The organism is Nocardia altamirensis NBRC 108246, assembly GCF_001612685.1.
GTDB classification, from domain to species: Bacteria; Actinomycetota; Actinomycetes; order Mycobacteriales; family Mycobacteriaceae; genus Nocardia; species Nocardia altamirensis.
The window spans coordinates 26,797-41,713 of record NZ_BDAY01000060.1; the positions used below are offsets into that span (position 1 = coordinate 26,797).

The window sequence follows — 14,917 nt, forward strand, 5'->3', positions numbered from 1 at the left end:
GCTGGATACCGTCACCCTCACTGTATTTCCAGTATTCCGGCGGCGAATTCGAATCACGGGATCCCGGTGCGGGGTGTCGGACGCCGCGCTTCCCCGGAATCCGGGGCGACGGCGGCGACGGCACCGCGGAGTTGTTGAAAACAAAAGTAACGCAATAGGATCCGCCTATCGTGCGACCTAGTGACCCTTCCCAGCCTTGGCATGTCCGGCCGAGATGCGAAACCGATTTGTGATCTGTACATTTGGTGCAGCCCGAACGGGCAGAAGGGGTCGGGGGAACGACGTCACACCTTCTCGGCGAAACGTGAAAGTACGGAACTTGTCACAGTCATTGAACGCGCCGGAAGGCGAACATCGCGAGTCTGTCGTTCAGCGTCTGAGTATGCCGCTCCTAACGTCGATCTACGCGGCCGTGCTCTCGGTTCTCATCGTGGTCGCCGCGGTTCTCCTTGCGCTCACCGACTTTCGCCTCCCGCTGACCGTCGCCGTCGTCGCCGCGATCGTGCTGTTCATCGCGCTGTGTGCCGCGGTCACCGTGGCTGTGCACTATCGCACCGAGACCGTGCGGGCCAGGCAGGATGCGGCCGCGCTGACCGCCGAGGCGAGCGCGCGGATGGCGGCCGCCGCCGAGGCGACGAACGCGCATGTGTGGGAAGCGAAGAACAGCGAGAACCGCAGGTCCGCGGCGATGGCCGCGTTCGCGGGCGCGGCGGGTCGCATGCAGGCGATGACCACAAGCATGCTCGCCGAACTGCGCGAGATGGAACACCGGCACGCGGACCCGAAGGTGCTCGCCGACCTGCTGCAGCTCGACCATCGCACCGCCCAGGCGGGCAGGCTCGCCGACAGCATCGCGGTGCTCAGCGGCGCCCGCTCCGGTCGACGCTGGGCCAAACCGATTGCGATGGAATCGATTCTGCGCGGCGCCATGGGCCGGGTGGCCGGCTATCAGCGGGTGCGGTTGCGAGCCATCGCCGAGATCGCCATCGCAGGGCACGCGGCCGAAGGCGTGATGCACACGCTCGCCGAGCTGCTCGACAACGCGTGCAACTTCTCCCCGCCGACCACCGAGGTGCACGTCTACGCCGCCGAGGTGCCGGCAGGCGTCGTGCTCACCATCGAGGACAGCGGTCTGGTCATGAGCGAGTCGGCGCTGCGGCGGGCCGAGCAGGCCGTGTCGAGCACCGGCCCGAACGGGCGCGGCCAACACTCGTCGGACCTGTCGTCGTTGAGCGGGACCCGGCTCGGCCTCGCCGTCGTCGGGCACCTCGCGCGCAAGCACGGGCTCACCGTGTCCTACCGGCCGTCGGCCATCGGCGGCACCGCGGTGGTCGTGGTGGTGCCGCGGGATCTCACTGCGCGCCTGGATCGTTCGCAGCCGACCGCGCTGTCCACCGCACCCTCGTTGCCCGTCGCGGCCACACCGCCTGTCGTCACCCCGCAGCCGGAGGCCGTTGCCGAACCCGAACCCGAACCCGAGCTCACCAGCATGGGGTTGCCGAAGCGGCGGCGGGGCAGCACCTTGGCCGCGGTCCACCCCGCAGGCCTTTCCATTCCGAAGCCCGACGACCCGCCCGCGGCCACCCCGCCCGCGTCGACGCCTGCGTCCTTCGGTGCCTTCCAGCGCGCAGTGTCCGGTCGTGATACCGAAAGCTCTGCTGTCGCAACACCTTCCCCGTCCCCTTCCGTTGCCGTGGAGAATGATCGATGACAACGTCTGCGCCGTCACAGCTCAGCTGGCTGCTGGAGCAACTACTCGCCCGTACCCCGCGCACCAGGCACGCATTGCTGCTCTCCGGCGACGGGTTGAAGATCTGCCACACTCCCGAATTGGGCATGGACAAGGCCGATCAGCTCGCGGCCATCGCGGCGGGCATCCAAAGTCTCTCGCACGGTGCGTCTGTCGAGTTCGGTGACGGCAGAGGCGGTGTGCGCCAATCGATGACCGAGTTCTACGGCGGCATCCTGTTCATCGTCGAGGCGGGGCTGGCCGCGCACATCGCGGTGGTCGCCGCCGAGGACGCCGACGCGGGCCTCGTCGGCCACAACATGCGAGAACTGGTGGAGCAGTTGGGCCATTACCTCGCATCCGCGCCGCGTGTCGGGGGAGCGAGCGTGTCGTGAGAAGGCCAGGCCGCGACGACGACCCCGACCGGCTCTACACGCTGACCGGCGGGCGCAGCAAACCGGACTCCGACAGTTTCGACCTGGTCACGCTCGTGGTCAGTGAAAGTGCGCCGACACCAGGCATGCAGTCCGAGCACGTGGCGATCCTCGACATGTGCCGTGCGCCAACGGCCGTCGTCGAGATCGCGGCCGAATTACGGCTCCCGGTCGGCATCGCGACCATCCTGCTGTCGGACCTGCTGCACGCAGGCAAAATCACTGTCCGGCATCCGAATACCGGCCCCACCGTACCGGGCGCGCCGTGGAACGCGGTGCCCGATTCCGCCACCCTCGAGAAGGTGCTCGTTGGACTCCGCAGTCTTTGATCCTCGGCCCGCCCGCGCCGACGCACCGCTCAACAGTGCGAGCAAGCACGGGCTGAAGATCGTCATCGTCGGCGGCTTCGGCGTCGGCAAGACCACCATGGTCCGGGCGGTCAGCGAGATCCGTCCGCTCGACACCGAGGCGACCATGACCAACGCGGGCGTCGGCATCGACGACCCCACCGGTGCGCCGGGCAAGTCGACGACCACGGTCGCCTTCGACTTCGGCCGGATCTCCATCGACGCCGAACACGTGCTCTATCTGTTCGGTGCGCCTGGGCAGGAACGGTTTTGGTTCCTCTGGGATCGGCTGTTCGCCGGTGCGCTCGGCGCGATCGTGCTCGTCGACCAGCGCCGCATCGCCGACTCCTGGTACGCCATCGATCGACTGGAAGCCCAGCGCACCCGGTTCATCGTGGCGTGCAACAACTTCGGCGGCGCCTTCCGGCCGGACGAGGTGCGCGACGCGCTGGACCTGGAACCGCATGTGCCGCTGATCGAATGCGATGCCAGGTCGCGCGAATCCTGCAAGAGCGTCCTGATCAGCCTCGTCGAGCACATCTACGCCGACGCACCGCGAGTGGAGACCGCATGACCAGCTCGAGCGCCACCTCGGCCGCCACCGGCGGCTGCCCGGTCCACCCGGAATCCGCCGCCGTGCCGTTGAGCGGCCCGCGCTTCCACACCGATCCGGAACATCTCTACCGCGAGATGCGCCGCGAGCAGGGGCCGGTCGTCTCCGTCGAGCTGCCAGGAGGCGTCCCGGCCTGGCTGATCATCGGCTATCGCGAGCTGCATCAGGTCACCAGCGATCCCGAACTGTTCCCGCGCGATGTCAGCCTGTGGAACCAGTGGCCGAACATTCCCGAGGATTGGCCGCTGCTGCCGATGATCGGGCAACCGCGGCCCTCGATCTATTTCACCGCGGGCGCCGAACATCGCAGGCATCTGGCGATGGTCGAGCCTGCGCTCGAATCGGTGGACCCGTTCGAATTGCGGCGCACCTGTGAGGATGTCGCCGACCGGCTGATCGACGGCTTCTGCGGCCGTGGCACGGCCGACCTGGTCGCCGAGTTCGCCGTGCCGATGCCGGTGCTCGCACTGGCCTGGGCGCTCGGCTTTCCCGACGAGGACGGGCCGCAGCTGGCCTGGAACATGAAGCAGCTCGCCGACGGTGGCGCCGATGCCCAGGCCGCCTACGGGCGGTACTACGAACAGATGTCTCAGGTGCTTGCCGCCAAGAAGGCAAGGCCCGGTGGCGATTTGGTGTCGCAGATGCTGGCCTACCCGGCCCCGTTCACCGACGAGGAGTACGTGCAGGACCTGATGGCGGTCACCGCCGCCGGGCACCTGCCGACCGCCGACTGGATCGGAAACTCGGTGCGGCTCATGCTCGTCGACGACCGGTTCGCCGCGGCGCTCGGCGGCGGACGGCGCAGTGTCGGCGAGGCGATGAACGAGGTGCTGTGGGAGGACTCCCCGAACCAGATCCTGGCCGGCCGCTGGGCTGCTCGCGATACCAGGTTGAGCGACAAGATCATTCGCTCCGGTGACATGCTGCTGCTCGGGTTGGCGGCGGCCAACCTCGATCCGCATGTGCGCCAGCATCTCGCCGAGGGCGCCGAACCGGCGCACACCGGCAACAGCGCGCACTTCGCCTTCAGCTACGGCGAATACCGTTGTCCCTTCCCGGCTCAGCAGCTCGCCGAGATCATCGCGCGGACCAGCATCGAGGTCCTGCTGGACCGGCTGCCCGATATCGATCTCGCCGTGCCTGCGCAGAACCTCGTCCGGCGGCCGTCACCGTTCTTGCGCGGAATGTCCTCGCTGCCGGTTCGTTTCACACCAGTTCGTGCAGTTGGAGGTACCCCATGAGTGAGACGTGTCCGTTCGCCGTCGCGATCGATCCGATGGTCGGCGACCTGGCCGGGGAGACCGCCCGATTGCGTGCCGCTGGCCCGCTCGCCAGGATCGAACTGCTCGGCGTGCCCGCATGGACCGTCACCGAGCATGCGGTGGCGCGGCAGCTGCTCGTCGATCCTCGGCTGATCAAGGACATCAACGGCTGGTCGCTGTGGAACTCCGGTGTGGTGACGCGGCAGTGGCCGTTGATCGGCATGATCGACGCGGGGCGTTCGATGTTCACCGTCGACGGCGCCGAGCATCGGCGGCTGCGGATCAAGACCACGCAGGCGTTGTCGCCGCGGCGGCTCGACGAGATCCGGCCGACCATCGAACGGCTGACCGTGGAACTGCTCGACGCTATCGCCGCATCCGGCGAGGACGTCGTCGACCTCAAAGAGGTGTTCGCCTACCCGCTGCCGATGCGGGTGGTCGGCGAGCTGATGGGCGTCGACCGCGCCGATCACCCGATGCTGCTCACCTGGTACAAGGCGTTCTTCTCGCTGATGACCCCGCAGGACGAGCGACTACGGGTGATCGACGAAATGGACGTCTATTACACCGAATTGGTGCGCAAGAAGACTGCCGACCCGACCGACGATCTCACCAGCGCGCTCATCTTCGCCGCCGACGGCGGCGATCCGCTCACCGAGGAAGAGGTCGTCGGCAATCTGAAGGCGCTGGTCGCCGCCGGCCACGAAACCACCGTCGGCCTCGTCCTCAACACCGTCCGCGCCCTGCTCACCAGGCCGGAACAGCTCGACAAGATCCGCGCGGGCGAATTCGAGTGGAAGAACGCCGTCGAGGAAACCCTGCGCTGGGACAGCCCGGTCACCCACCTGCTCATGCGTTTCGCCACCGAAGACATCACCGTCGGCGACACCGTCATCGAGAAGGGGGAGGGTGTCGTCATGTCCTACCGCGCCATCGGCCGCGACACCGCCATCCACGGCGACGACTCCGACGCCTTCGACATCACCCGCGCAACGTCGCACCGCCACATGACTTTCGGGTACGGCCCGCACATCTGCCCAGGCGCCGCCCTCTCCCGCCTGGAAGCCACCATCGCCCTGCCCGCCCTCTTCGACCGCTTCCCCGACCTCCAGCTCGCGGTCCCCGTCGAAGAGATCCGCAACCTCCCCGTCCTCACCCAAAACGACCTCGCGTCGTTCCCGGTCCGCCTCGGCTGACTCTCGCCTGGTGCAGCAGGTCCGTGCCGTGCGGGTGCACGACACGGACCCCCTGACGACTACTCGGCCAGGAGTTTTCCGGCGGCGGTTTCGATCTTGGTTTCGTCGAGGAGGACGGTGTCGGCGGCGGGGCCGAGGGGGATGAAGGTGTCGTCGCTGGTGACTCGGGCGATGCGGCCTTCGAAGCCTGCGTCGATGAGGGCGGTGCAGACGGATTCGGAGACGCCGCCGCTGTGGCGGGTTTCGTCGGCGATGAGGACTCGGCCGGTGGCGCGGGCGTGGTGGAGGATGTCGTCGTGGGGGAGGGGGGAGAGCCAGCGCAGGTCGAGGACGCGGGCTTGGATGCCGCGGTCGGCTAGACGGCGGGCGACGCGGAGGCTCATGGGGACGCCGTTGGCGAAGCTGACGATGGTGAGGTCGGCGCCGTCGCCGTAGACGCGGGCGCGGCCGATGTCGACGTGTGTGTCGGAAGGTGTTGCGAGCCAGGCGTTGTCGCCGGGTTCGTGGAGGTCGCGGGTGTGGTAGAGGGCGATGGGTTCGAGGTAGAGACAGACTCGGCCGTCGATCCGCGCGGCGGAGACGCAGGTGCGCAGGAGGGCGGCGGCGTCGTCGGCGCGGGAAGGGGAGGCGATGACGAGGCCGGGGATGTCGCGGAGGGCGGCGATCGAGTTGTCGTTGTGGAAGTGGCCGCCGAAACCCTTCTGGTAGGCGTAGCCGGCGATGCGCACGACCATCGGATTGCGGTACAGGCCATGGGAAAAGAACTGGAGGGTCGCCGCCTCGCCGCGGAGTTGGTCGATCGCGTTGTGGACGTAGGCGAGGTATTGGATCTCCGGAATCGGCACGAAACCAGCGAGTGCACTGCCGAGTGCGGTGCCGAGGACGCTCTGCTCGTCGAGCAAGGTGTCGAAGACGCGGCGGCGGCCGAATTGTTTTTGCAGGCCCTTGGTTACGCCGTAGACGCCGCCCTTGCGGCCGACGTCCTCGCCGAAGACCAGGACGTCGGTGTCGCGGGTGAGCAGGTGGGCGAGGGTGCTGTTGATCGACTGCGCGAGCGTCATCGGATCGCCGGTCACCGAATTCAGCGCTGGGGCACCGCTTCGCCGTGCGTCGGCCTCAGGGAGGCTCGCTGTCGAGGCTGTCCCTGCGTCTCGGCTCGATGCGTTGTTCGTCGCACCGGTCTGAGTTGTGCTGGCGGACAACGGGGATCCGGCTCGCTCGGGCTCGCGGGTCTGGCTCGGTAGCGGGGCGGCGCGGAGAACGTCTGCGCGCACCTGCTCGGGGTGCGCGGGTGCGAGCGGAGCAAGCACAGCGGACGCCGAGGTCAATTTCGGCTCGCCCGCAACGAGTTCGGCCATCGTGGTGACGCGGTGGGTGATGTCGGCGTAGCGGTCGAGTACCTCGGCGGGGGTGGCGATGCCCGCGGTGACCAGCAGCCGTGCGGTCGCGGTGACGGGGTCGCGGAGCAGGTCGGCGGCGATATCGGCGGGCTTGCGGTACGCGGCTTCGACATCGGAGCCCGCATGCCCCATCAGGCGGACGGTGCGCAGCCGGAGGAAGGCGGGCCTGCGGTGCTCGCGCACCCACGCGGCGGCGGCGGTCGCCGTGGTCAGCGCGTCGAGGAGATCGGAGCCGTCGGCATCGAAATACTCCAAGCCAGGGCGGCTTCCATAGGCTTGGCGGATCCAATCCGTCGGGGTCGGCACGCTGATGCCGATGCCGTTGTCCTCGCAGAGGAACAGGATCGGCATCGGAACCCCTTGGCGGGCCGTGTGAATCGCCGAGTTGATGGCACCCGTTGCGGTCGAGTGATTCGCCGACGCGTCACCGAAACTGCACAGCACCACCGCGTCCGACGGCCACTCGCTCGGAACTCCCAGGCGCGCAGCGCGATCGATGGCGAACCCGAGCCCGACGGCGCGCGGCAGATGGGACGCGATGGTCGAGGTCTGCGGGATGATCCCGGCCTGCTTGCTGCCGAAAACCTTGTGCCGCCCACCGGAAATCGGATCCGCGGCCGCCGCGACCACGCCGAGCAACACGTTCCTGATCGGATCGAGCCCCGGCACCTGTCGCGTGCGTTGCACGAAGAACGCGCCCGAACGGTAGTGCAGCAGTGCGGGATCGGTGGTCCGCAGCGCGACGCCCAACGCCGCGTTCCCCTCATGCCCCGACGAGCCGATGCTGTAATACCCGCGCCGCGCGGCACCGAGCCGCCGCGCCGCCAGATCCAGTTGCCTGCTCGTCGCCTGTGACTCGAACACCTCGAGGCAGACCGCGCCGGTGATCGCGCTCCCCGGCACGACCGGTTCCTCGACAGCCCGTTTCGTCCCCGTCGTCAGCGCGGCAACTTCGGCTCTAAACCGCTCGTCCAGATCAACCATGTGCTCAGCCACCGCACGATTCTCCCGGAAAGCGGCCACCTAGTCGACCTATTCGGCGGCATTTTTCCTGATTTGACCCGCAACCGACGGATTAGTTCGCAACGCATGAGTGATCGACCCGTGCGGCTCGGGGCGACGGATCAGCGGTATGGAACGCGGTAAGTATGCCGAAAACACCACTGTAGGCGACCGCAGGGCAGCCGCCACAGTGGTGGCGTGAAACCTCAGCTCAGTGCCGAGGCGACGTTCTGATCAGCAGCCGGGTGGCGGACTCGAGGCAGCGGCGAACGACTCAGTCCGGCAGTTGCAGGGCCGACGCCGCGTCCTGGTCCAGCAGCCAGGTGGTGGATTCGAGCCCGACAGCGCCGGCCGAGGGGATGTCGACCGGATCCGCGCCCGCGATGGCGGCGGCAACGGCCTCGGCCTTGGCGGCACCTCCGACGACCAGCACCACATGGCGGGCACGGCGGATGGCCGGGACGGTGAGGGTGACCCGGACCGGCGGCAGCTTCGGTGAATTCGTCACGGCGACAACGAGTTCGTGTGCCTCGCGGACCGCATCGGTGTGCGGGAACAGCGAATTGACGTGCCCTTCGCCGCCCATGCCGAGCAGGTGCAAGTCGAAGGAGCCGTGTTCGGCGAGGTAGGCGTGCACGGCCGCGGAGTATTCGGCGGCGGCCTCGACCGGGTCGGGGTATTCGCCATCGGAGGCGGCGACCCGATGCACTCGGGCCGGGTCCACCGGTACATGGTCGAGCAGAGCCTGGCAGGCCTGCAGATCGTTGCGCTCCGCGTCGCCCGCGGGCACGAAGCGCTCATCGCCCCAGAAGAAGTCGACGGTGGACCAGTCGATATCGCCGGGAGATTTGCGGACCAGCTCGAGCAGCGCGATGCCGGTGCCACCGCCGGTCAGCACGACCGACGCGGTGCCGCGTGCGGCCTGGGCGGCGACCACAACGTCGACGAACCGCGCCGCCGCCCCCGCGACGAGCGATTCGGTATCGATGTGGACTTCGACTGTGTCGTTCGCAGAGTCACTCATAGGTCACCTTCTCCAGTCCGGCCAGCGCCTCTGCGTAGATTTCGTCGGCGTCGAGCCTGCGCAGTTCCTCGGCGAGACAGTCGCGGGTTTCCCTGCGGGCCAAGGCGATGCGCTGATCCGGATCGCCGGTGCGGGTCAGCGTCGCGGTGCGGCCGGTTTGCGGGCGTTCGATCGAGACCGACACCGAGGGGCGATGGATCTCCACCCGCAACGCGCCGGTGCGGCGGCGAACCGGGCAGTCGAGGCGGGCGGCGAGCCACCCGGCCAGGATGTCCAGGGCCGGTTCCTCGCGGAGACCGGACACCAGCACCGAATCGACCGGTTCGAACGGCGGCTCGTCCAGCGCGGCGGCGAGCAGCGCACGCCAGTAGGTGATGCGGCTCCACGCCAGGTCGGTGTCGCCGGACGCGTAGGAGCCGAGGCGCTTCTTGATGGTGGCCTGCGGGTCGGCGGCGAAGGTGGCGTCGGTGATGCGGCGAGTCGCCAAGCGGCCCACCGAATCCTTGGACGGGAACTCCGGGGCTCCCCGTGGCCACCAGGCGACCACCGGGGTGTCGGGCAGCAGAAATGGGATGACGACGCTGCTTTCGTGGTTCACCAGCTCGCCTTGCAGCCGAAGCACGATCACTTCGGCCGCGCCCGCATCGCCGCCGACGCGGATCTGGGCGTCGAGCCTGGTCGCCGCTTCCCGATCACCGCGCGCCAGCACGACCACCCGGCACGGGTGTTCCCTGCTGGCGTCGTTGGCGGCGTCGATCGCGTCTTCGGCCTCGGAGCTGTCCAGCGTGCACACCACCAGGGTGAGCACCCGCCCCATGGTGATCACGCCGTTGCTTTCGCGCAGCTGCACAATGCGTTTGGTGACTTCGCCGGTCGTGGTCGCCGGCATGTCGATGATCATGGCCGCCGCCATTCGCGCCCGGTGCGGGCCAGCATCTCGTCGGCCGAGGACGGGCCCCAGGTGCCTGCCTCGTACGATTGCGGCTTGCCGTCCTCGGCCCAGTGCTCGATCACCGGATCCAGGATGCTCCAGGACAATTCGACCTCCGCGTTCACCGGGAACAGCGACGGCACCCCGAGCAGTACGTCGAGGATCAGGCGTTCGTAGGCCTCGGGGGAGGACTCGGTGAACGCCTCGCCGTAGCTGAAATCCATGTTGACGTCGCGTACTTCCATGCTGGAGCCCGGCACCTTCGACCCGAAGCGGGTGGTGATGCCCTCGTCCGGCTGCACCCGGATGACCAGCGCGTTCTGCCCGAGATCCTCGGTCATGGTCTGGTCGAACGGCAGGTGCGGCGCCCGTTTGAAAATCACCGCGATCTCGGTGACCCTGCGGCCCAACCGTTTTCCGGTGCGCAGGTAGAACGGCACGCCCGCCCAGCGGCGGGTGTCGACCTCCAGCGTGATCGCGGCATAGGTCTCGGTGCGCGACTGCGGGTCGAAGCCCTCCTCGTCGAGCAACCCGACGACGTGCTCGCCGCCCTGCCAGCCTTCGGCGTACTGGCCGCGCGCCGTCGTCTGGTCCAGTGGCTCAACGAGTTTCGTCGCCGAGAGCACCTTGATCTTCTCGGCCTGCAACTGCTTGGGCTGGAAGCTGATCGGCTCCTCCATTGCGGTGAGCGCGAGCAGCTGCAGCAGATGGTTCTGGATGACGTCGCGGGCGGCGCCGATGCCGTCGTAATAGCCTGCGCGCCCACCCAATCCGATGTCCTCGGCCATGGTGATCTGCACATGGTCGACGTAGTTGGCGTTCCAGATGGGGTCGTACAGCTGGTTGGCGAAGCGCAGCGCCAGGATGTTCTGCACCGTCTCCTTGCCGAGATAGTGGTCGATGCGGAACACCGTCTCCTCCGGGAACACCCGGTTCACCAGCGCGTTGAGCTCCTGGGCGCTTTCCAGATCGTGCCCGAACGGCTTCTCGATCACCACCCGGCGCCACGGCTTACGGCCCGCGGCGTCGGTGGTGGTCGGCTGGGCCAGTGCGTGCTCGGAGAGCTGATCGAGCACCACCGGGAACATGTTCGGCGGAATCGACAGGTAGAAGGCGTGATTGCTGCCGGTGCCGCGTTCCTTGTCCAGCTTCGCCAGGGTGTCGGCGAGCGTCGAGAACGCGGCGTCGTCGTCGAAACTGCCCTGCACGAACCGGATGCCCTCGGCCAGGTGATCCCAGACCTCCTGCCGAAAGGGCGTGCGCGCGTGCGCCTTCACCGAGTCGAGCACGACCTTGGCGAAATCCTCGTCCGCGTAGTCGCGCCGAGCGAAGCCGACGAGCGCGAAGCCTGGGGGCAGCAGCCCCCGGTTCGCCAGGTCGTAGATGGCCGGCATCAACTTCTTCCGGGACAGGTCACCGGTGACACCGAAGATCACCATGCTGCACGGGCCCGCGATGCGCGGGACCCGCTTGTCCCGCTCATCGCGCAGCGGGTTCTGCCAGGGCTTGGGTTTGGGGCCGGCCATCTGCTCAGTTGTTCCCGGCCCCGGCAGGAGCGTCAGGCCCGGAGGAGGTAGCTTGCGTAACCACGGAGGGACCCGCTCCTGCCGAATCGGCACGAGCAAGCTCTTCCGTGGTCGCGGAAAGCAGTTCCGCCCAGGACTTTTCGAACTTCTCCACGCCCTCGCGCTCCAGCAGGTCGAACACGTCGTCGAGGTCGATGCCGACGGCGGTGAGCTGGTCGAAGACCTCCTGCGCCGCCGCCTCGGTGCCGGTGACGGTGTCGCCGCGGATCTCGGCGTGATCGGCGACCGCCTCGAGGGTCTTCTCCGGCAGCGTGTTCACCGTGTTGCCCGCCACCAGCTCGGTGACGTACATGACATCGGAGTACTCCGGGTTCTTCACGCCGGTCGAAGCCCACAGCGGCCGTTGCCGATTCGCGCCCGCCGCACCGAGGTGCGCGTAGGTGGAGGTGTGCTTGCCGCCGTCGAACACATCCAGGTACTCGGCGTAGGCCAGTCGCGCGTTGGCGATGCCCGCCTTGCCGCGCAACGCGAGCGCCGCGTCGGTGCCGATCGCCTCGAGTCGCTTATCGATCTCGGTGTCGACCCGGGACACGAAGAACGACGCGACCGAGTGGATCTTGCCGATGTCGTGGCCCGCGGTCTTGGCGCTGCGCAGCCCGTCCAGGTATGCGCCCATCACCGAGCGGTAGCGCGCGACGGAGAAGATCAGCGTCACGTTCACGCTGATGCCCTCGGCGATCACCCTGGTGATCGCGGGCAGGCCCGCCTCGGTGGCCGGGATCTTGATGAACAGGTTCGGCCGGTCGACGGTCTTCCACAGGTCGATGGCCTGCGCGACGGTCTTGTCCACGTCGAACGCCAGACGCGGATCGACCTCGATGGAGACGCGGCCGTCGACGCCGTTGCTCGCCTCGAACGCGGCAGCGAACACGTCACAGGCGGCGCGCACGTCGTCGGTGGTGATCGTGCGGATCGCGGCATCGGCGTCCGCGCCCTGGGCGGCAAGCTCTTTCAGCTGTCCGTCGTAGGCGTGGCCCTTGCTGAGCGCACCCTGGAAGATCGTCGGGTTGGTGGTGACACCGACGACGTTGCGGGTGTCGATCAGCTCGGCCAGGTTGCCGGACTGGATCCGGTCCCTGGACAGGTCGTCGAGCCAAACCGACACGCCTGCCGCGGAGAGGGCGGCGGTGTTCTCGTTCTGTGCCATTAGCGCTATCCCTTCACGTTCTCGAGTGTGCGCTGCGCGGCGGCAACGACGTTTTCGGCAGTGAATCCGAACTCGCGGAACAGGGTCTTGAAGTCGGCGGAAGCACCGAAGTGCTCGATCGAGACGACCTCGCCCGCGTCACCGACGAACCGGTGCCACGGCATCGCGATGCCCGCCTCGACGGCGACGCGTGCGGCCACCGAGGGCGGCAGCACCTCGTCGCGGTAGGCCTTGTCCTGCGCGTCGAACCACTCCACACACGGCATCGACACCACGCGGGTTCCGATGCCATGCGACTCCAGCGTAGTGCGGGCCTCGACGGCGAGCTGGAGCTCCGATCCAGTGGCGAGAAGGATCACCTGCGGAGTGCCGGTGGAGGATTCGGCGAGGATGTAGCCGCCCTTCGCGACACCCTCGTAGCTGGTGCCCTCCTGGATCGGCAGATCCTGGCGGGTCAGCGCGAGCGCCGAAGGGCCGTCCTGGTGCGCTGGCTCGGAGACCGAGAAGTGCGAGGTGTGCTCGGCGCTGTCGCGCTCGAGGATGGTCCGCCACGCGTAGGTGGTCTCGTTGGCGTCGCCGGGGCGAACCACATTGAGGCCCGGGATGGCGCGCAGCGCGGCGAGGTGCTCGATCGGCTGGTGCGTCGGGCCGTCCTCGCCGAGGCCGATGGAGTCGTGCGTCCACACGTAGATCGCGGGCACCCGCATCAGCGCGGCGAGCCGGACCGCGGGGCGCATGTAGTCGCTGAACACCAGGAACGTGCCGCCGTACGGGCGGGTCGGGCCGTGCAGTGCGATGCCGTTGAGGATCGCGCCCATCGCGTGCTCGCGGACGCCGAAGTGCAGCGTGCGGCCGTACGGGTTGGCCTTCCACATGCCGGTCGAGATCGACTCGGGGCCGAAGCTCGGCTCGTTCGGCATGGTGGTGTTGTTGGATTCGGCGAGGTCGGCCGAGCCGCCCCACAGTTCGGGCAGCACGGGCGCGAGCGCGGCAAGCACCTTGCCGGACGCCTTGCGGGTCGCCATGCCCTTCGGATCCGCCTCGTAGGTGGGCAGATTCGCGGCCCAGCCCTGCGGCAGCTCGCGCTTGGCGAGCCGATCGAAGAGCGCCTTGTTGTCCGGGTTGGCCTGCGCCCACGCGTCGAACTGCGCCTGCCACTCCTGGTGCGCCTGCTTGCCGCGGTTGACGGTCTCGCGGGTGTGCGCGATGACCTCGGGGGCGACCTCGAAGCTCTGCTCCGGATCGAAGCCGAGGATCTTCTTGGTGGCGGCCACCTCGTCGGCGCCGAGCGCGGCACCGTGCGCGGCGCCGGTGTTCATCTTGGTCGGGGCCGGGTAGCCGATGATGGTGCGCAACACGATGAGCGAGGGCCGCGAGAGGTCTTCCTTCGCCGCGCGCAGTGCCGACTCGAGGGCGACGACGTCCTCACCACCCTCGACCACCTGGACCTGCCAGCCGTACGCCTCGTAGCGCTTGGCGACGTCCTCGGTGAACGCGATGGTGGTGTCGTCCTCGATGGAGATCTTGTTGTCGTCGTAGATCACCACGAGATTGCCGAGCTGCTGGGTGCCTGCGAGCGACGACGCCTCGGAGGTGACGCCCTCCTCCATGTCACCGTCGGAGGCGATCACGTAGATGAAGTGGTCGAACGGGCTGGCGCCTGCCGCGGCATTCGGATCGAACAGCCCGCGCTCGCGGCGCGCCCCCATCGCCATGCCGACCGCGGAAGCCAGGCCCTGACCCAGCGGGCCGGTGGTGATCTCGACGCCGTCGGTGTGCCGGAACTCGGGGTGGCCAGGAGTGAGAGAACCCCACTTGCGCAACGTCTTCAGATCATCCAGCTCCAGACCGAAGCCGGCCAGATACAGCTGGATGTACTGGGTCACGCTGGAGTGTCCGCAGGACAGCACGAAACGGTCCCGGCCGACCCAGCTCGGATCGCTCGGGTCGATCCGCATCGTCCGGTGGTAGAGCGAATACGCCAACGGCGCCAGGCTCATCGCAGTGCCGGGGTGACCGTTGCCCGCGTTCTGCACCGCGTCGGCGGCCAGCACCCGGATCGTGTCGACGGCCTTGGTGTCCAGATCCGTCCAGTCGTCCGGGTAGTTCGGCTGAGTGAGGGCGCGGATGTCATCTGTGACTGACACGACCGAGGTTCTCCTGACATTGGTTTCGTCGACGGCGATGGTGTGGCGGCGATGAACGCGCGGCGGCGACGGCGTGCACACCGAGTCTGTACCCAACAC

Annotated in this window: 12 protein-coding genes; 6 read left to right on the plus strand and 6 right to left on the minus strand. The window is 68.1% G+C overall.

Annotated elements, in window-relative coordinates; translation table 11 throughout:
* Window positions 1-382: 382 nt before the first annotated feature.
* Genes NA11_RS28760 through NA11_RS28785 form a run of 6 tightly spaced genes read left to right on the plus strand, consistent with a single transcriptional unit; the run spans window position 383 to window position 5,581 of the window.
* Window positions 383-1,711: a sensor histidine kinase gene (locus NA11_RS28760; RefSeq protein ID WP_069165159.1), complete on the plus strand. Its 1,329-nt coding sequence runs from the start codon at window positions 383-385 to the stop codon at window positions 1,709-1,711.
* Window positions 1,708-2,124, plus strand: coding sequence for a roadblock/LC7 domain-containing protein (locus NA11_RS28765; RefSeq protein ID WP_069165160.1), 417 nt, complete (start codon window positions 1,708-1,710; stop codon window positions 2,122-2,124). The genes NA11_RS28760 and NA11_RS28765 overlap by 4 nt, the downstream gene beginning before the upstream one ends.
* Entirely contained in the window at window positions 2,121-2,492 is a 372-nt protein-coding gene (locus NA11_RS28770) for a DUF742 domain-containing protein (protein WP_069165161.1), read from the plus strand. The genes NA11_RS28765 and NA11_RS28770 overlap by 4 nt, the downstream gene beginning before the upstream one ends.
* Entirely contained in the window at window positions 2,473-3,084 is a 612-nt protein-coding gene (locus tag NA11_RS28775; protein WP_069165162.1) for a GTP-binding protein, read from the plus strand. The genes NA11_RS28770 and NA11_RS28775 overlap by 20 nt, the downstream gene beginning before the upstream one ends.
* Window positions 3,081-4,364, plus strand: a complete 1,284-nt coding sequence (locus NA11_RS28780; protein ID WP_069165163.1) for a cytochrome P450 family protein — start codon at window positions 3,081-3,083, stop codon at window positions 4,362-4,364. The genes NA11_RS28775 and NA11_RS28780 overlap by 4 nt, the downstream gene beginning before the upstream one ends.
* Entirely contained in the window at window positions 4,361-5,581 is a 1,221-nt protein-coding gene (locus NA11_RS28785) for a cytochrome P450 family protein (protein ID WP_069165164.1), read from the plus strand. The genes NA11_RS28780 and NA11_RS28785 overlap by 4 nt, the downstream gene beginning before the upstream one ends.
* A 59-nt stretch (window positions 5,582-5,640) precedes the next feature.
* On the opposite strand, the gene NA11_RS28790 is transcribed toward NA11_RS28785, so the two are convergent.
* The 6 genes from NA11_RS28790 to tkt form a co-directional block, all read right to left on the minus strand.
* Complete coding sequence (locus tag NA11_RS28790; protein WP_069165200.1) at window positions 5,641-7,965, minus strand: transketolase C-terminal domain-containing protein; 2,325 nt, start codon at window positions 7,963-7,965, stop codon at window positions 5,641-5,643.
* 292 nt (window positions 7,966-8,257) lie between these two features.
* Window positions 8,258-9,007, minus strand: coding sequence for a 6-phosphogluconolactonase (pgl, locus tag NA11_RS28795; RefSeq protein ID WP_069165165.1), 750 nt, complete (start codon window positions 9,005-9,007; stop codon window positions 8,258-8,260).
* Window positions 9,000-9,908, minus strand: coding sequence for a glucose-6-phosphate dehydrogenase assembly protein OpcA (opcA, locus tag NA11_RS28800; RefSeq protein ID WP_084655159.1), 909 nt, complete (start codon window positions 9,906-9,908; stop codon window positions 9,000-9,002). The genes pgl and opcA overlap by 8 nt, the downstream gene beginning before the upstream one ends.
* Window positions 9,905-11,464: a glucose-6-phosphate dehydrogenase gene (gene zwf / locus NA11_RS28805; protein ID WP_069165167.1), complete on the minus strand. Its 1,560-nt coding sequence runs from the start codon at window positions 11,462-11,464 to the stop codon at window positions 9,905-9,907. Before zwf ends, opcA begins: the two co-directional genes overlap by 4 nt.
* 4 nt (window positions 11,465-11,468) lie before the next feature.
* The gene (gene tal, locus NA11_RS28810; protein WP_084655152.1) at window positions 11,469-12,671 is read right to left on the minus strand and encodes a transaldolase; all 1,203 of its coding nucleotides are present in this window, start codon (window positions 12,669-12,671) and stop codon (window positions 11,469-11,471) included.
* A gap of 5 nt (window positions 12,672-12,676) precedes the next feature.
* Window positions 12,677-14,818 carry a transketolase gene (tkt, locus tag NA11_RS28815; protein ID WP_069165201.1) on the minus strand — a complete coding sequence of 714 codons (2,142 nt, stop codon included), beginning with the start codon at window positions 14,816-14,818 and terminating at the stop codon, window positions 12,677-12,679.
* Window positions 14,819-14,917: the final 99 nt, after the last annotated feature.